Origin of the sequence: Halobacteriovorax sp. RT-2-4 (assembly GCF_047085445.1) — a bacterium.
Taxonomy (GTDB): domain Bacteria; phylum Bdellovibrionota; class Bacteriovoracia; order Bacteriovoracales; family Bacteriovoracaceae; genus Halobacteriovorax_A.
In genome coordinates this window covers 614,952-630,936 of the sequence record NZ_JBKIXY010000002.1, presented here as the reverse complement: position 1 = coordinate 630,936, position 15,985 = coordinate 614,952, and the positions used below count along the sequence as shown (strand labels likewise).

At 35.8% G+C, this 15,985-nt stretch carries 18 protein-coding genes; 14 read left to right on the top strand and 4 right to left on the bottom strand.

What is annotated here, in order from left to right; translation table 11 throughout:
- Positions 1–123: 123 nt before the first annotated feature.
- From ACMAYL_RS13460 to ACMAYL_RS13445, 4 genes are read left to right on the top strand one after another with little or no spacing between them, the layout of a single operon-like run.
- Positions 124–1,560 carry a hypothetical protein gene (locus tag ACMAYL_RS13460; protein ID WP_103219207.1) on the top strand — a complete coding sequence of 479 codons (1,437 nt, stop codon included), beginning with the start codon at positions 124–126 and terminating at the stop codon, positions 1,558–1,560.
- Entirely contained in the window at positions 1,538–2,092 is a 555-nt protein-coding gene (locus tag ACMAYL_RS13455) for a Maf family protein (RefSeq protein ID WP_412463348.1), read from the top strand. The genes ACMAYL_RS13460 and ACMAYL_RS13455 overlap by 23 nt, the downstream gene beginning before the upstream one ends.
- Complete coding sequence (locus ACMAYL_RS13450) at positions 2,071–2,439, top strand: DUF167 domain-containing protein (RefSeq protein ID WP_103219209.1); 369 nt, start codon at positions 2,071–2,073, stop codon at positions 2,437–2,439. The genes ACMAYL_RS13455 and ACMAYL_RS13450 overlap by 22 nt, the downstream gene beginning before the upstream one ends.
- Positions 2,436–2,930, top strand: coding sequence for a hypothetical protein (locus ACMAYL_RS13445; protein WP_103219210.1), 495 nt, complete (start codon positions 2,436–2,438; stop codon positions 2,928–2,930). The genes ACMAYL_RS13450 and ACMAYL_RS13445 overlap by 4 nt, the downstream gene beginning before the upstream one ends.
- Before the next feature lie 26 nt (positions 2,931–2,956).
- On the opposite strand, the gene ACMAYL_RS13440 is transcribed toward ACMAYL_RS13445, so the two are convergent.
- Entirely contained in the window at positions 2,957–3,148 is a 192-nt protein-coding gene (locus ACMAYL_RS13440; protein WP_103219211.1) for a hypothetical protein, read from the bottom strand.
- Between the two features lie 423 nt (positions 3,149–3,571).
- Between ACMAYL_RS13440 and ACMAYL_RS13435 the strand changes: the two genes are divergently transcribed.
- Genes ACMAYL_RS13435 through ACMAYL_RS13415 form a run of 5 tightly spaced genes read left to right on the top strand, consistent with a single transcriptional unit; the run spans position 3,572 to position 8,679 of the window.
- Positions 3,572–4,468 carry a TRAP transporter TatT component family protein gene (locus ACMAYL_RS13435; RefSeq protein ID WP_412470278.1) on the top strand — a complete coding sequence of 299 codons (897 nt, stop codon included), beginning with the start codon at positions 3,572–3,574 and terminating at the stop codon, positions 4,466–4,468.
- A gap of 11 nt (positions 4,469–4,479) precedes the next feature.
- Positions 4,480–5,460, top strand: coding sequence for a TRAP transporter substrate-binding protein DctP (dctP, locus tag ACMAYL_RS13430; RefSeq protein ID WP_103219213.1), 981 nt, complete (start codon positions 4,480–4,482; stop codon positions 5,458–5,460).
- Positions 5,461–5,469: 9 nt separating this feature from the next.
- Positions 5,470–5,964 carry a TRAP transporter small permease gene (locus ACMAYL_RS13425; RefSeq protein WP_103219214.1) on the top strand — a complete coding sequence of 165 codons (495 nt, stop codon included), beginning with the start codon at positions 5,470–5,472 and terminating at the stop codon, positions 5,962–5,964.
- Positions 5,945–7,210, top strand: coding sequence for a TRAP transporter large permease (locus tag ACMAYL_RS13420; protein WP_103219215.1), 1,266 nt, complete (start codon positions 5,945–5,947; stop codon positions 7,208–7,210). Before ACMAYL_RS13425 ends, ACMAYL_RS13420 begins: the two co-directional genes overlap by 20 nt.
- Before the next feature lie 5 nt (positions 7,211–7,215).
- Entirely contained in the window at positions 7,216–8,679 is a 1,464-nt protein-coding gene (locus tag ACMAYL_RS13415) for a hypothetical protein (RefSeq protein ID WP_412471240.1), read from the top strand.
- A 40-nt stretch (positions 8,680–8,719) separates the two neighbouring features.
- Here ACMAYL_RS13415 and ACMAYL_RS13410 read toward each other — a convergent pair whose 3' ends face one another.
- Both ACMAYL_RS13410 and ACMAYL_RS13405 read right to left on the bottom strand, forming a co-directional pair.
- Entirely contained in the window at positions 8,720–9,352 is a 633-nt protein-coding gene (locus ACMAYL_RS13410) for a hypothetical protein (RefSeq protein WP_103219217.1), read from the bottom strand.
- A gap of 171 nt (positions 9,353–9,523) precedes the next feature.
- On the bottom strand, positions 9,524–10,177 hold the full coding sequence (locus ACMAYL_RS13405; RefSeq protein WP_412471239.1) for a hypothetical protein: 654 nt from the start codon (positions 10,175–10,177) through the stop codon (positions 9,524–9,526).
- 436 nt (positions 10,178–10,613) lie between these two features.
- On the opposite strand from ACMAYL_RS13405, the gene ACMAYL_RS13400 reads away from it, so the two are divergent.
- Positions 10,614–11,096, top strand: a complete 483-nt coding sequence (locus tag ACMAYL_RS13400; protein ID WP_103219219.1) for a hypothetical protein — start codon at positions 10,614–10,616, stop codon at positions 11,094–11,096.
- 7 nt (positions 11,097–11,103) lie between these two features.
- Here ACMAYL_RS13400 and ACMAYL_RS13395 read toward each other — a convergent pair whose 3' ends face one another.
- Positions 11,104–12,081 (bottom strand): DHH family phosphoesterase, encoded by a 978-nt coding sequence (locus ACMAYL_RS13395; RefSeq protein WP_103219220.1) that lies wholly within the window; start codon positions 12,079–12,081, stop codon positions 11,104–11,106.
- Between the two features lie 110 nt (positions 12,082–12,191).
- Between ACMAYL_RS13395 and ACMAYL_RS13390 the strand changes: the two genes are divergently transcribed.
- From ACMAYL_RS13390 to ACMAYL_RS13375, 4 genes are read left to right on the top strand one after another with little or no spacing between them, the layout of a single operon-like run.
- Positions 12,192–13,100, top strand: a complete 909-nt coding sequence (locus ACMAYL_RS13390) for an ABC transporter ATP-binding protein (protein WP_412470275.1) — start codon at positions 12,192–12,194, stop codon at positions 13,098–13,100.
- Positions 13,093–13,845, top strand: coding sequence for an ABC transporter permease (locus ACMAYL_RS13385; protein WP_103219222.1), 753 nt, complete (start codon positions 13,093–13,095; stop codon positions 13,843–13,845). Before ACMAYL_RS13390 ends, ACMAYL_RS13385 begins: the two co-directional genes overlap by 8 nt.
- Positions 13,842–15,353: a Gldg family protein gene (locus tag ACMAYL_RS13380; RefSeq protein ID WP_412463345.1), complete on the top strand. Its 1,512-nt coding sequence runs from the start codon at positions 13,842–13,844 to the stop codon at positions 15,351–15,353. The genes ACMAYL_RS13385 and ACMAYL_RS13380 overlap by 4 nt, the downstream gene beginning before the upstream one ends.
- Positions 15,353–15,901: a hypothetical protein gene (locus ACMAYL_RS13375; protein ID WP_412471238.1), complete on the top strand. Its 549-nt coding sequence runs from the start codon at positions 15,353–15,355 to the stop codon at positions 15,899–15,901. The genes ACMAYL_RS13380 and ACMAYL_RS13375 overlap by 1 nt, the downstream gene beginning before the upstream one ends.
- Positions 15,902–15,985: the final 84 nt, after the last annotated feature.

Here is a 15,985-nt window from a genome sequence, read left to right as displayed (position 1 = left end):
TTTAACATGAAACCCATGATTTTGACAGTTTAGATGGGCCTGAAAGTGGCAATTCTTACCGAAAAACTTGCAAATTTGCGGCACAGTTAGGGCCGGTGGCCGAAATTGTCGATAAAGTTCATGATGCTACGTATTTTATTTATTTTAACCATTACACTTTCAACTTTTGCTAGCTCATCAGAGTTAGAAACAAAGTTTAAGGACGACCGTAAGTCTCTAATCAAATGGGATGAGCTTAAGGCCCAGAAGTGGCTAGACTTTGATGAGTGGAAAGAGGAATTACGCTTCAAAGAAAGCTATCCACTTTGGCGTGATCTTGAAAAAATCTCAGGTATCGATGAAGAGATTGGCCGTGTGATCAAATGTGTGGGGGAGTGTACTCTCTTTCGAAAGCTTGGAAATAATAAAATTGGTTTTCGATCTCTGATAAAAGAAAATGATGATATTGAAACTGGTATCGATAGCTACCTTTGGCTTATGCTCTTTGATGGTACATTGATTCGTATAGCACCTGAAAGTTCAATCTCACTAAAAGAAATGAATATTTTAAAAGACGAAGTATTTTTCAATATTCGTATGAATGTAGGAAATGTTCTTTTGATTTCACGCTCAAAAGAAAAACTTAAAGAGTTGGACCAAAGAGATACTGATTCTGTTTTCTTTCCTCTTCCTATTAATAAAACCAATCCCGTCGTCTTTGATAAAGATGTTTCTATGAATGAGTATCTTTTTGAAGATGGACTACGTTATAAATCTCGTACTCGCTTTATTAATGAGGCGATAGAAAAGAACAATAAAAATGTCATAAGAAAGAGTCGATTCTTTATACAATCTCCATTGTATTCATTTGAAGCCTATTCTCCATCATTTGAAACTTATGTTTCAATTGGTGATGATAGCTACCTTAAATTCAGAGATGATGAACAGTTAGGATACAAAAATGACTTGGCCTCATCTCCAAAAGTAAACTTACGTGGTTATGAAAATGATAGTTTTGAAGAGTTAGAATATGGAAGTTGGTATAAATTTTCTTTCATTAATCGAAATGTTTTTGTCACGAAAGACTCTGAAGTTTTAAGTCAAAATGAATTATTTACGAAGCGAATTTACGGAATCTACTATACTCGTGAAATCTTTTTAGAACGCTACGGAAAGCCATTATTTGCTGAAGGTGATGAGGTTCAGTTAGCCAAAAATTATGGTTTGAGACTTTGGAAAAAAGAAGAATTAGAAAAGCGTCTAAAATTTCTATGGACTCATGTTAGAGAGGTTGAAACGACAAATCTTGCGATCGCTGATCGTTATCGAAAATCTGTTTTAAATCGAGCAAACCGTCGTGATAAAGATGTCCTACGAAAAGATTTTTACACGAAGGCACAAGAAAGTTACTATAAAGTCGGTGCGATGGAGAATTCGAGAAGTTATTTTCCAAAGCTTAATTCAGAAAAACAAGAACTATGGAAGAAGTTAAATGGTATCTACACTGAAATTTATCCTGGCCTCAGGGAGTCCACGTCGAAAGGAACTACTATCTTGGATGAAAGTTCCGATTCAAATTAAGCCTTCAGCTGTTGAAGAAATAACAACTAAAGAACATCCAAAAGATATTGTCGAAGAATTGGCCGAGCTAAAGGGAAGAGATATCTTTACGCAAGAATTTCCAAAAGATGGAAATGTCTTTGTTGTCGCTTCTGATACTCTCGTTGCTATAGGTGATAAAGTTTTAGGAAAACCTAATGATCGCGACCATGCAAGGCAGATGCTACTAGAGTTATCTGGTAAAGAGCACGATGTTTTTACAGCTGTATATATGGCCTATAGAGACAAGGAATATACTTTTTCAAGATGTTCAAAAGTAAAGTTCACAGATATTTCACCCGAAATTTTAGAACTTTATTTAGAAAGTGATGAGGCCCTTGATAAGGCGGGGTCATACGGAATTCAAGGACAAGGTCTACTCTTTGTTGAACATATGAGTGGCTCGTATTCAAATGTTGTAGGTTTTCCTCTCGCTGACTTTATTGCTGAAATGAAAACTTTTCTTGATGAGCTTGGATTTGAGAGCAACAATTGGAGAGAATTATTTCAATAAAAGACTATTTAAAAACACAATGCCTGAACTTCATTACTCTTTCGAATAGTGAAAGTGAATTAATAGTTGAACTTGAAGTTTGGGCAAAGCCTGGTGCAAAAGTTGAAAAGGTGAGTGTTGCGGAAACTGGGCAACTTATCGTTAGCACTCAGGCCCCACCTGAAGATGGAAAGGCCAATGCTGGTATTGAAAAGTTAGTTGCAAAGAAATTCGGCGTAGCAAAAAATCAAGTTCAACTTACTCAAGGACTTCAGTCTAAGTTTAAAAAAATGGCCATAAGCTTCGTCTTTGCGCATAATAAAGATACTGAATATTACTTAGCTAAGATAAAAAAGGCCCTAAATTGAAATCAGTTTTAATGACTCTTTTATTCATACCGACTTTGACTGTCTATGCTCAAGCAGACAAAGGTGAGACTCAATCTGAAAAAGAGATGAGTAAAGTAATGTATGCGAAAATTGAAGAGGTGAAGAATATCCCTCCAAAAGATTACGTAACAAAGACTCAAATCATAAGAAAAGAAATTGATCATTATATTGATCTTAAAAAGGGTGTTTGCTCTGGGGATTACTCGACATTTGTTTTAGATCATAAGGATATCGAGGCCAGTCAGCATAAATTAACTAAAATAGAAAAAGATCTTTGCTACAGAGAGCTTAGAGGCTTTCAAGTTACTTATATCAATAACTTATTCATAGCCAAAAAGAATTACCTCAATCATTTACATGAAGAGAGACTGAAAAAACTGGAAGAGATACGCGAGGAAACACTACGTAGCTTAAAAGCTACGTACGACAAGCAGCTGATTTCTCCTAAGGGAAACCGCAAGAAAAGATAAATAAGAAAAAAGCTGTGGGCCTATTCTTATTCCGCGTCTTCTTGTGTTGCTGTTCTACCAAGAACTGCACGAGTTGGTCTTAAGCTTCTCACTTTTAATAGTGATTTTCTTGGCTTTAGTGAAGCTGACTTACGAATAGTCTTTAGCTTAATTTGACCAATTACGCTGTTGTTCGTGTTAGACGATAATTTTTCGTTAGATGTTTCTTGTGATGACATCTCCATCTCCTTATTAAACGATTAAAGGTTAAAAAATCACTTACCTTAATCGTAATAAGATTCAAGAGACTCCAGAACTTAAATCCGATTAGGTAAGTAGTTCATCTACTCGTAGAAAAACTACTCTCAATGGTCACTCCGTGACAAAGTTTAGTAACTTAAATATATACTCGGCACAAATTAGCAAAAAATTGAGCCTTTCAAAATATTTCCCTAATCATATCACGAGGTTAGAAATGGTGCAACACGGCTATCACTAAGGGATTTGGGCGTCAATGAAAATGCATTAACCACTTGTAATTACTGAATAGATAAGGCAAATTACTACTATATTAATTATAAGGATCGCCTGTGAATTGCAAAAAAATGTTGGCATTGCTGATATTGTTCATAAATCTAGTTTCTTGCTCAAGTATAAAGAAAGTGGCCACTAACCAGATGGGGGATATGATCTTTGAGACATCTGAGGCCGTTTTTACTGAAGATAACTGGGACTTATTTGAATCGACAATTGATAGCAATATTAAATTAGTTGAAAACCTCTACGCCGCTGATCGCGAAAATCCTGAATTCATTGTTACTCTCATAAAAGCATATAGCGGTAAGGCATTTGCCATTGATGAAACTTACTATCTTAAAGATCAACTTAAAGAACTATCAAATTCAAAATACCGAGTTAATGCTCTTGCAAATTACACACGTGCTCTAAATTATTCTGCGCTATTTTTTGAAGTACGAGGATTTAAAGATTTTGATTTCACTCGCTACATTTCTTCACCAGAAGATTTTAAAAAATTACTTGATGAAAACTTAAGTGATAACGCTACAAATATCGAAGGTGTTTTCTATACAGGACAAACGCTTGCTTCAATCATTAATCTACAAAGAGATAATATGAGGGCCGTCGCTTATCTTCCTCTTGCAAAGGTTATGTACGATTGGTCATGTGAAAAGAATGGAAATTTAGCGCAAGGTGCTTGTGATATTTTCAATGCTTCTTACGCTGCTTCAAGACCTCGTGGACTTGGTGGGGACCCTGTAACTGGTAAGCGCTTATTTGAAGAAGCTATTCAAAAATGGCCAAATAATATGTTAGTTAGACTTTCATTTATTCAGTTTTATGCAGTTCCAATGTTTGAAGAAAATATCTATCGTAATCAGAAATTAGAAATGAATAAATTTCACCGTGAGCAGATGGAGCCAACTTATTGGAGTGGTGGAAAAATTGAAACACCAAAGGTTGATTACAATAACCTTTTTAATTTAATTGCACGTAAGAGATTAAAAATAATTGAAGGCTTAGAAGAAGAGATCTTCTAATTGGAAAAATCATGTCAAAATTTAAAGCATTATTAATTCTACTATTAACGACGAATGTAATGGCCCTAACTTTAAAAGTTGGTGTTCTAACTCCTGAGGGAACGAACTGGGCAAAGAATCTTAAGAAAATGGCAAAGGCCATTAAGAAAGAAACAAATGGTGAAGTAAAAGTGAAGTTCTACTTCGGTGGATCTCAAGGAGATGAACCAGATGTTTTAAGAAAGATTCGCGTTGGACAACTTCACGGTGGAGTTTTTACTGCTAAGACACTTGGTGATATCAATGGTGATGTTCGTGTTGTGGAAATTCCTTTTAACTTTTTTCATGATCGCAAGAAGGCCCTAAAGACACTTGATGATTTAACGCCATTTTTAAATAAGAAAATTAATGAAAGCAATTTCGTTAATCTTGGCTTCTTTGATATTGGGATGGTTTACTTTGTTTCAAAAACAAAGATTTCTTCTATTGATAGTCTAAAAGGTGTAAAAATCTGGTCTTGGGAAGGGGATCCTCTTGTTGAAACTATTCTTGGAGAGATGAAGCTTGTTTCGGTACAGCTACCTCTTCCTGATGTTTTGTCTTCTCTTTCAACTGGAATCATTGAAGCAGCTTATGCACCACCTTTAGCGATTCTATCAATGCAGTGGAATACTAAAGTTAAATATCTTATTGATTTCCCTCTTACAATGTCTGTTGGAGCCTTCTTAGTAAATGATAAAGTCTTTAATAAGATCTCTCCTGCAAACCAAAAGAAGGTATTAGCAATTTCTAAGAAGTATATTGATCTTGTTAAGGCGACAAATGAAAAAGACAATCAAGATGCTCTTGATCTGATGAAGGCATCTGGTGTTGAATTTGTTAAATTTAGTGATGCCGATATTAAACGTGGATATGAAGTACGTGAGGCAACAATTAAAAAGTTAAAAGGAAAATTATTTTCTGAAGAAGCATATAATAGACTTGAAAAAAGTTTAAAAGCTCAAAAGAAGTAGAAAGAACTCATGATACGCAAGATAGAAGAAGTTACAGATCTCGTTGTAGGCTGGCTAGTTGTGGCCAATGTTGCTGTTATGTTAGGCTTAAGTGTTTTGGCCATTATCTTTCGTTGGTTTGATATTTCATTTTCTTGGGTTGATCCACTTGTTCGACATCTCGTATTTGCTCTGGCCTTCTTAGGTGCAACACTTGCCAGTGGAAAGTCGAGGCATATTGCAATTGAGATTTTACCAAAATTTTTAGAGAGTGAAGGTAAACACCGTTCTTTATTCATTCTAAATAAGATAACTCAAGTGTGTATTATTGTTGGAACAACTTGGCTTTTTGCTTCAGGTGTTCAGTTCTATAATGTCGAGAAACAATTTGGAAACTTAACTTCACTGGGATTGCACTCTTCTGTTTTAGTCGCAATCATTCCAATTGGCTTCGCCCTGATCTTCATTCGCACGATCTTGGCATTTTTAAATTTTAAGGAAGATTATGAGCCTCATAACAATTAGTATTGCCGCATTTATTTTGGCACTAATTGGAGTGCCACTCTTTGTTGTTCTTGGAAGTCTTGCCCTTGCAGCTTTCTTTCATAATGGAATTGAGCCGTCGGCCGTCTCTGTTGAAATTTACCGTCTCGCATCGGCCCCGACAATTCTAACGATACCTCTTTTTACTTTTGCTGGTTACTTACTTGCTGAATCGAATGCACCAAAAAGACTATTTCGTTTCACGAATGCGCTACTTTCATGGATGCCTGGAGGAGTTGCTATTGTTGGACTCGTTCTTTGTGCTTTCTTTACTGCCTTTACTGGTGCTAGTGGGGTAACGATTGTTGCTTTAGGTGGATTAATTTATCCAATTCTTATGAATCGCGGTCACGATGATAAATTCACGATGGGATTTATTACGACTTCAGGTTCTTTAGGTCTTCTCTTTCCACCAAGCTTACCAATTATTCTCTATGGAATTGTAGCAGGAGTGGATATTGATCAGCTTTTTAAGGCCGGTATTGTTCCAGGAATGCTTCTCATCATTGGTTTAGCAATTTATTCAATCTTAAAGGCTCCGAAGAACCATAGTGAAAGAGGGAAGTTTGATTTGAAAGAGGCGCTTCTTTCTTTAAAGGGCGCAGCGTTTGAATTATTTTTGGCCCCTGCTGTACTTGTCGGAATTTACGGTGGGATTGTAACGGTTACAGAAGCAGCTGCCTTTACTGCGTTTTATATTTTAATGATCGAGTGCTTTGTCTATCGTGATCTAAGCTTTACAAAGGATGTACCTAAAATCGTTGTGGATTCAATGACAATGGTAGGTGCTATTTTAATTATTCTCTGTTGTGCTCTTGGCTTAACTAATTTCTTAGTAGATGAAGAGGTGCCTAATCAACTCTTTGGTGCTTTTAACCACATTCTTACGAACAAGTACGCTTTTCTTGCTTTCTTGAACATCTTCCTTTTAATTGTTGGAAGTTTAATGGATATATTTAGTGCGATAATTGTCGTCGTACCTCTCATCCTTCCATTAGCTCAAGAGTTTGATATTCATCCAATTCACTTGGCCATCGTCTTTTTAACAAATTTAGAGATCGGCTATATAACTCCTCCAGTGGGAATAAACCTCTTTATTAGTTCTATTCGATTTAAGAGACCGATTACTGAACTGTATCGCTCGGCCTTACCTTTTCTTCTTATTTTACTAATTTGTTTGGCCATTATTACCTATGTTCCTGCCCTGAGTCTTATCTGGGTAAAATAAAGAGGATGAATATTTTTAAATACTTACAAATTTTTGCCTTGGGTTTTACTGCCTCGGCCTTAGACGTGAAAAAAGGTGAGTGGGACTTTGAAGTCTATGAAGGACCACTGGACCCTCGATTAGTTATTGATTATCAAAACGATAAACAAGAGTTCCTTGATGAGGTTACAGGACGGACATACTTTAGTGTAATGCTTGAGCCTGCTATCTTTGATTTAACTCAAGAATTTGATCGCTATATCTATCCTAACTTTGCTTGTTCAAAGCATGAGATGACTGAAAATATTGAGTATATGCGCTACCTAGTGCGACTAACAAGTATTGCAAGTCTTTATGAGTTTTACCGTCAATCAAGTATTGCTCTTTATCAGTTAGGTGATGAAAAGAGTTGCGCTCTTAGCTATGATGCAATTTTTAAATCATGTAAGCCGAAGTCTAAAGATATGAAACTCTTTACTAAAAGAGTATCTGACTACTTTCCCGATATCGTTGACTGGGGGAAGTATCCTATTAAGCTCCAAACGGATCGACGTTTTGATTTAGCAAATTACCATCCAACTTTAGTTAAGATTCTTAGCAGTCACTTTGGTGGTGATAGCAAGACTTCTATTATTAACAGCTGCCAATTCGTTAAGAGTGAAATTCAAAGCTTGTGTAGTGAGGAAGATAGCTATTTATCTGCGCTAAATGTTGAAGAGATTAAGAAAGAAATTTTAACGACGAGTGCCTATAAAATTATCAATGCTAGTGGAAAAGGTGAGTCTTGTTTTTCTCGTTATGAAGAGATGACAAAGGATCAAGTTTCTATCGATAAGAAGAGTGCTGAGATTATTCGTACCGCATTAAAGGGTGAGGATGATTTAAAAGTTTTCTGGTTTGGTTCTTTGCGAGAGTTTGATGAGAAGGGAATTACTTTAGTTGAAGAAAAGGTTGTTAAAGAAGAACCTAAAATTGTAGCAAAGGTTGAAGTTAAAGAGCCTAAGGTTATCAAAACGGTTGATATAAAAACAATTAAAATCATTAGAAAACCTAAGCCTGAACCAAAGAAGCCTGAGCCAGTTAAAGAGATTGTTTTTTCTGCGTTTGAAACGGCCGTCTTAAATTATGAGAAGTCTAAGAAAAAAACTGAAGTAGCAATGCCTTCTTTTAAAGACGATTATAAATTCTCAAAGAAGACTCTTGAAAGATTTAATGGTTCATTAAGAAGCTATCAAACAAGAAAACAACTTTCTAAAATGAAGAGAGTTGATAACCTTGGAAGCCTTCAGGCCCCAATGAGTTTAACGTTTATTAAGTATCTAATCGATTATAACCTTCATCAAGGTCTTTATAATATGACAAGTATTTTAGGAAATGAATTCTTTGTTATTAACGATCTAGAGGGGAGAACTCGTCCAATTAAGATTGTTCTTGATAATAATGAAGAGACGAAGTTTAGATGGAAGATTTGGGTTACTCAAGCTGAATAAGAAAGGCCCGCTATAAGCGGGCCTTCTATTTTGTAGATGCTTAATACTTACGTGATAGCTTCTTAAGTCTCTTCTCGTATGCAGATTTAACTGATAGAGCTAGGAAGAAACCTGCGTTTTCACCATTCTCATCTTGACCAAATAGTGAGATGTTACCAACTCTCTTGTCACCAGCTTTGAATGATTTTGTCCATGCAAATCCGTAAAGGTTAAAGTTTTGTAGTGGTACCCAAATACCAAAAACTTTTGGACCAACATAGAATGCCATGTTTTTAACTTTTTCAACAGTAAATGCTACTGCTGGTAGAGCACCTGCTGCTACACCTGGGATCATACGTCCACCAGGAAGAGTCTTAGGGTCTAGTCTATTTACATCTGATGAGAAAATATCATCAAGTGAAACAGTAAACGTTAGAACTGAACCAGCACCTTCTAGGTTAGGGTTAAGTCCGATAAATGACTTCTTGTACTTTGGTACTTTGTAAGTAGCACCTGCCATAATTGAAACATCTTCAAGTACCATTGAAACGACAACGTTATCTTCAAGTAGATTAACATTCGGTCCATCAACACCTGGGATTTCAACATTTCCTTCTCCACAAGAAACAGAGAAGAAAGAGAAGCTTAGTAGAGCCACGACTGTCAGTAGTCTTTTTCTTAATGTGATTTCCATATCCATACCTCACTAGTTTATAGGAAAAAATTCTCTCGTATGTTCATCTATCGACAGATATGAAGGGGTTCTTAATTTTTTTTGAAGAAAAAAAAAGCCCCTAGATTCCTAGGGGCATTTTTCCTGTATAGAATGTTTTGGTCAGTTATTACAGAATTTTTAAACTTCTGATTAGTATCTATCAGCAAGTCTTTCAAGTGATCTTTCTTGTGAGCTTGAAACTGTAAGCGCTAAGAAGAAACCACCGTTTTCACCATTTGCATCTTCACCAACAAGTGAAAGGTTACCAACTCTCTTGCTATCAGTGTAGAAACGAGTTGTAAGCATTGCTCCTGCCATATTAAGGTTGTTTACTGGAACCCAAATACCAAAGATTTGTGGACCTACGTAAAAAGCAATATTCTTAATACTTGGTACTGAGAAAGCAACTGCTGGAAGGGCACCACCAGAAACACCTGGAATTGCACGTCCACCTGGTAGAGTAAGTGGATCAAGACGATCAACTTTTCCGCCAAAAATATCATCTAACGATACAGAGAAAGCAAGTAGTGTACCGTTTGATTGAAGGTCTGGTGAAATTTCAACATAAGAATTTGTGTAGTTAGGGATATTGAAACGAGCTCCACCCTCAACAACAACGTTTTCTAAAATAATATCAACTAAGATATCATCACCTAGAAGGACTACTTTTGGTCCATCTACACCTGGAATGTCCATGTTTTTAGAACTGTCCCCCGAACCACATGACGTCGTTAATAGTGACAGGGCCATAAGTGCAGAAGTGATTAAAAGTTTTGATTGCTTAAATACTACAGAATTTTTCATAATTACCTCAAATGACTTTCTATTGATTATTCATTTTCCTTTTAATAGAAGTCTCTTTGAAGGCTTGTGCTCTTTTACAACTAATTGAACTCCACTGACGTACGACAAAGACCACAAATCGTTCTCTCTTCAATTTCGATAAATGCATTATGAAGAAATCAAGAATTTAAACAAGGTGATGTTGATCTGAATTTACTTTTTTTGAAAAAAATGTAAATTTTTTCAGAAATGGTCTTGTTATTTCAAATACTTAGTGGTGCTCTACATGACTTTTTTTGAGGGTGATCGCCTCGGATGGTCGTTTAGAATTTTACTTTCAAAACTGCCGTAGAAAATGGACACTGCCTTTGTAACTAGTCGAAACCTTAATCGAAAAGGTCCATCCCCCGAAATTTTCCACCTAACATCTCAAGTGAGAAAAGGTTAAAATATAGGGGTGAGATTATTAAGTGACAGAACAAATTTACGAACTAATTCAACAACGGCCACTAAGAAAGTAGGGCGTAGTAATGCCGCTGCAGACTTACCTGTTGCTTCAAAATCTACTGGTGGTCAAAGTATCGTTCGACGTGAAAGGCCTTCTGAGCTAAGTAGAGGCGAAATTAAGGCAAAAATAGAAAATCACAAAAGAGAAAAAGAAGAAAAAATGAAGGCCGCAATTGCTGAACATAAAGCTACTAAACAAGGGCAAGCAGTGCAAAAAGCGTCTTCACCTGTAGAGAAAAAAGCGCAGGCCATTAAAGAGGCGACAAAGGCGGAAGTAAAGATCACTCCTGAAGGAGAGCCTTTTGGTGATATCGCAAAGAATGATCCAAAAGATCCAGCTACTCAAGAAAAGCTTAAGGGTGTACTAACAGCAGGGGCATTTAATTTTTCTGATAAAGAAAGAGATGTTCTGGCAAAAATTCTTAATCAGTAGAGTCTACTTACTCAATCATTAATTCAATTTTTTCAATCACCTCAGGAATGACCTTTGCAAGGTTTCCATCAATGATTGTAGCTGCTGAGTGGTTGTGTCCACCACCACCAAGGGCCTGGGCAATCACGCCAACGTCAACTGTTTGATTGACTGAGCGAAATGAGATCTTAACTTTGTCACCAACTTCTCTAAACATACAAGCAACTTCAATACCTTCAAGAATGAGTAGGTGATTGATAAAGCCGTGAGTGTCTTCAGTTTCACAACCAAAGCTTTCAATCTCTTCTTCTGTTAGAGAAATCCAAGCAACCTTGCCATTAGGACTCATTTGACAAGAGGATAGAACCTTTCCTATGAGCTTCATGTATTCAACTTGTTTAACACCGTTGATTTGATTAAATGCTTGAGGAGGAGAAATTCCAGTATCCATAAGTTTTGCAACAATACGATGCGTATTACCTGTTACAGTAGGATAGCGGAATGAGCTTGTGTCGATAATAATTGAAGTATAAAGGGCCAAGGCCATTTTCTTATCAAATTTTACACCAAGCGCCTCAATTAACTCGCCAACTAGTTCTCCTGTTGCAGCCTTTGAAGAATCGACACAGTGGATGGCCGCAATTTCTTTTGGGCAAGGGTGGTGATCGATAAATAGAAGCTCGCTTGATTTTAAAACAAGCTCTTGAACGTTCTTACCAATGCGAGGAAGAGCGTTAGTATCTGTTACGATAAATAAATCAATTTTATCAAAGTAGTCTTTTGAATCATTGTAATTTGTAATCACACCATCTGGATCTAGGTAGCGATAGCGATCGAATAATTTTTCTTCATTAATGCAGATTGCATTCTTCCCAAGCTTTCTTAAGGCCATGCAAAGGGCAATCTCACTTCCGATACCATCGGCGTCTGGAAAGATGTGAGTTGTAATAACAATATTATTAGCTTTTTCAATAAGCTTCTTGAAGCGTTCTACATTTCTGGTCATATTTATCCTAGTCGGCAGAGTTAGGTAAATGATTAAATTTTAAGACTTTTCTTATTGTTTCATTTTTTGCTAGGATTTTAAAGAAGGATTTTTAATTAAGGACTTATGGAATGAGTGACAATAACCTTGTAGAGTTGTCGGACATTAGAAAAACATTTCCTGGTAAAGATGTTCTCAAAGGGGTGAATCTCACAATTGGTCGCAAAGGAGTTTTAGGATTCCTTGGACCAAATGGTGCAGGTAAGTCGACTCTAATGAAAATCATCCTTGAAGAACAGGAGTATACGGGGGGAAGTCTCGTTAAAGATAGCGAACTAACGATTGGCTACCTTCCTGAAGAGCCAGCGCTCTATCGCCATATGTGTGTTAGGCCATTTCTAAAATTCGTCCAAGAAATTTATCAAGTTGAAGAAAATATCTATTCAATCGAAGAAGTTATTGAGAAGTGCGGACTTAAAGAAGTTGCTCATCAAAGAATTGAGAATTTATCTAAAGGTTATAAACAAAAAGTAGGGATTGCTGCTGCAATTTGCCACAATCCAAAGCTTCTTGTGCTAGATGAACCACTTGTTGGGCTTGACCCACATGCCATTATTCAAATTAAGGACGTGATTAAGGATCTTTCAAAAGATCACACGATCTTCATTTCTTCTCATCAGTTAAGTGATCTTGCTTCGATTTGTGATGATATTGCAATCCTTAATGAAGGTATCATTGTTGCTCATGGGCCTATAGGTGATATTGAAAAGCAGCTTGAAGTTGATCAAAGAGTTGAAGTTGAGTTTGAATCAGTTGATGAAAATAAGCTTCAAGGCCTAAAAGAGATGGGAATAAGCTTTATTAAAAAGAATGATATTTATGAGTTTAGCGGACAAACACAAGACAGTGATTTAAGAATTACACTATCTAAATATTTTGCTCAAAATGATTTAGCTATTTTATCGCAGCAAAATATTAAGGTAGGACTTGAGGATATCTTTAAAAAGCTAACAGCAAAAAAGGAGGGAACTCATGAATAAGAAGCTTCCTCTGTTTAAAGGTATTAAGTTGATTTATAAGAAAGAAATTAGCGAAAGCTTTTCTTCTCCAATTATTTATATCTTTGCGGCCATCTCAAATTTTATTATGTCTGCAATCTTTTACAATAATCTACAAATGGCACCGCAATTAACAAATAAGACAATAGTGGACTTTGTTATTGCACCGACATTTTCAGCACTTAATTTTATTCTTCTCTTCTTTGCTCCAATGCTAACGATGGGAGCCTTTGTGAAGGAGAAGAGAGAAAATACTTTTGGGCTTTTAAAGCTTTCAAATTTAACTGACGATTCAATCTTCTTTGCAAAGTATTTTGCAGCTGCAACGAAGCTTGTTTTCATTACTTTACCTATTTTTATTATTCCACTTTTCTTAGCGCCAAAAGGCTTTAACGACTTTGCCATTTTATTTACAAATATGCTGGGAATTTATGGACTAGGGCTTTGTTACTTAATTGTTGGGCTTAACGCTTCATTATTAAGTCGCTCTTATATTGCATCCATTGTTATTTCATTTGGTGCACTTTTTTCTTTCTTAATTATTTATGCAAGCTCGAATGTTATTGATAATGAAATGATTCAGGCCATGATGAGATACTTTAGTTTTAGCTCACATATCTTCTATTTCGCTAGAGGAGCTGTTTCTAGCTTTGACTTAGTTTATATCCTTTCTTTCGTTGGCTTCTTTAGTTTTATTGGTATTCGAAACTTGGGAGTTAGAAAATGAAGAAAATTACCCTAAGCCTCTGTGCCATTTTTTATCTTATTGCTTGTTTTCTATTTCTTATAATTCCTGAGCATATTTTTTTAGTTGGCGCGACATTTATCATTGCTCTTTGTTTAACTCTTCTAACTTTTTACTTTCATCTTGAAGAAGTTAAAAATTTTGTTAAGAGTACATTTGGAAAAAATCTTCTATCAAACTTTACTGCCTTCTTTCTAATATTTTGTATCCTTGCAGTATTAAACCTAATTGTTTTTAAACGAGGACCAATCTGGGACTTAAGTAAAAGACAATTAAATACTCTTTCTGAACTAACAATTAAAACTGTTAAGAAGATTGATGATAAGGTTGAAATGGTGGTCTTTTCTAATAAAGAATCAAAGAATGCTATTCTTTCACTACTTGAACTTTATAAGAATCAAAATCCTTCACTTGTGACTAAGTTTTATGATCCTGAGTTAAGGCCAGATATGATTGCTCAATATGGAGTGACAGTTTCTCCTTCAATTGTATTAGCAAAACAAGATGGACAAGAACTTAAGAAAGTTGTGGTGACTCGTATTCTTGAGTTAGGAATTACTAATGGTCTCATTCGACTTGAAAGAGATAAGGATCCAACTATTTGTTTTAATTATAATGCGAAATTTCAAGATAGTTCTGATAATGGTTTTACAGGACTATTACATGTTCTTAAGCAGTCGGCTTATCGTTTAAATGTAGTTGATCTTTTAAAAGCAAATGAAATTCCCAAGTCTTGTGATGTCTTTACGATTCTTGAGCCAACAAATGATTTCTCAAAAGAAGAAATCTCAAAACTAGAAAATTACTACTTCGATGGTGGTCGAGTCTTTGCAGCGATTATGCCGAATTTCCACGGAGAAAAGCTGGCAAATATAAAGAAATTCTTTTCGGATAACGGACTTAATATTGCAAATGACATCGTGATGGATCCTGTTAATGGACTTGAGTCATCAAAAGGGACTGCGCCGATTATTTCTCGCTACGATTCTTTAAATATCAATTCAGACTTTACTGAGAGAGTTTTCTTTCCGCTTGTTTCGTCCATAACTTCAACTCTACCACAAGAAGAGAAGGGAAGTTTCCACGCCCTGGCAACCTCGACGCCTGAAGGCTGGGCAGAGAAGAAGATGATTTCTGTTATCGCTGGGGATGTAAAAAAAGATAGTGAGGATATTGAAGGACCTATTGATATGGCCGCGGCCATTACAAGAGATGGAGTTCCTGCAATTGTTGCTATTGGAAACTCTGCCTTTATTTCAAATAAGTTCTTTAGTTATCAAAGTAATTTTAAATATGTATCAAATCTTTATCACTGGTTATCAGGTCAAGGACAACTGACTTCTCTACACTCAGTCGTATTTAAAGAAATTCCACTTTTAGTTTCAGATATTGAAAAGAAAGTGATTTTTTATTTCTCTATTGTTGTTCTGCCTCTTGTTTATCTTGTGATCGCTCTAGTTCTTTACCAGAGAAGGAAGTTTGCAGCTTAATGAAGAATCGTTATCTCTTTGTCATATTAGTTCTTTCTATTTTTGCAGCGTATTTCTTAGTTGAAAAAGATGAGCAAAAGGAAGTTGCCTTAATAACTCAGAAAAGAAATATTCTTAGCTTCTCTACTTATGGAAAGATTAAATCTATTACTGTTGCTGGAAATACAATTGAGATAAAAGAAGCAATTGAAGATAATCTTAACCTTTTCTATGATGAATTACAGAAGCTGAAAGTTGATCGCATCCTTGAAAGTGATGAAGTAGACGAGAATCTTTTAAAATTTGATGGGGCAGAGACTATCACATTTAATTTTACTAGCGGAAAAGTTGTCAGCTTCTTAGTGGGAAAGAAGATTGAATTAAATCAGTCTTTTTATATGGCCGTAATTGATGGACAAAAGTCGACATGGCTTATTGCTCGCTTCGAAACAGCTTTTCCAGCAGATGCTAACGATAAGAATCGCGATCGCTCAAGTATTCCTTATGAGAAATTTCGTGAAGTTTTACAAACACCTAAAGAGTTTTTTTATACTAAACTTAAAGAGTAGGTCATTGCCTAGTTTCAATTTATGAGGAACTCGATTAAAATAGAGACGTGCTAGAAATATATATTCAATACATTAAATTTCTTC

Excerpts from the sequence above, each read along its gene's own strand:
- ACMAYL_RS13380 (WP_412463345.1), top strand. The coding sequence starts at position 13,842 with ATGAAGAAAATTACCCTAAGCCTCTGTGCCATTTTTTATCTTATTGCT.
- ACMAYL_RS13385 (WP_103219222.1), top strand. The coding sequence starts at position 13,093 with ATGAATAAGAAGCTTCCTCTGTTTAAAGGTATTAAGTTGATTTATAAG.
- ACMAYL_RS13375 (WP_412471238.1), top strand. The coding sequence starts at position 15,353 with ATGAAGAATCGTTATCTCTTTGTCATATTAGTTCTTTCTATTTTTGCA.
- ACMAYL_RS13390 (WP_412470275.1), top strand. The coding sequence starts at position 12,192 with ATGAGTGACAATAACCTTGTAGAGTTGTCGGACATTAGAAAAACATTT.
- ACMAYL_RS13415 (WP_412471240.1), top strand. The coding sequence starts at position 7,216 with ATGAATATTTTTAAATACTTACAAATTTTTGCCTTGGGTTTTACTGCC.
- ACMAYL_RS13395 (WP_103219220.1), bottom strand. The coding sequence starts at position 12,081 with ATGACCAGAAATGTAGAACGCTTCAAGAAGCTTATTGAAAAAGCTAAT.
- ACMAYL_RS13420 (WP_103219215.1), top strand. The coding sequence starts at position 5,945 with ATGAGCCTCATAACAATTAGTATTGCCGCATTTATTTTGGCACTAATT.
- ACMAYL_RS13455 (WP_412463348.1), top strand. The coding sequence starts at position 1,538 with ATGAAAGTTCCGATTCAAATTAAGCCTTCAGCTGTTGAAGAAATAACA.
- ACMAYL_RS13410 (WP_103219217.1), bottom strand. The coding sequence starts at position 9,352 with ATGGAAATCACATTAAGAAAAAGACTACTGACAGTCGTGGCTCTACTA.
- ACMAYL_RS13440 (WP_103219211.1), bottom strand. The coding sequence starts at position 3,148 with ATGTCATCACAAGAAACATCTAACGAAAAATTATCGTCTAACACGAAC.
- dctP (WP_103219213.1), top strand. The coding sequence starts at position 4,480 with ATGTCAAAATTTAAAGCATTATTAATTCTACTATTAACGACGAATGTA.
- ACMAYL_RS13405 (WP_412471239.1), bottom strand. The coding sequence starts at position 10,177 with ATGAAAAATTCTGTAGTATTTAAGCAATCAAAACTTTTAATCACTTCT.
- ACMAYL_RS13460 (WP_103219207.1), top strand. The coding sequence starts at position 124 with ATGCTACGTATTTTATTTATTTTAACCATTACACTTTCAACTTTTGCT.
- ACMAYL_RS13425 (WP_103219214.1), top strand. The coding sequence starts at position 5,470 with ATGATACGCAAGATAGAAGAAGTTACAGATCTCGTTGTAGGCTGGCTA.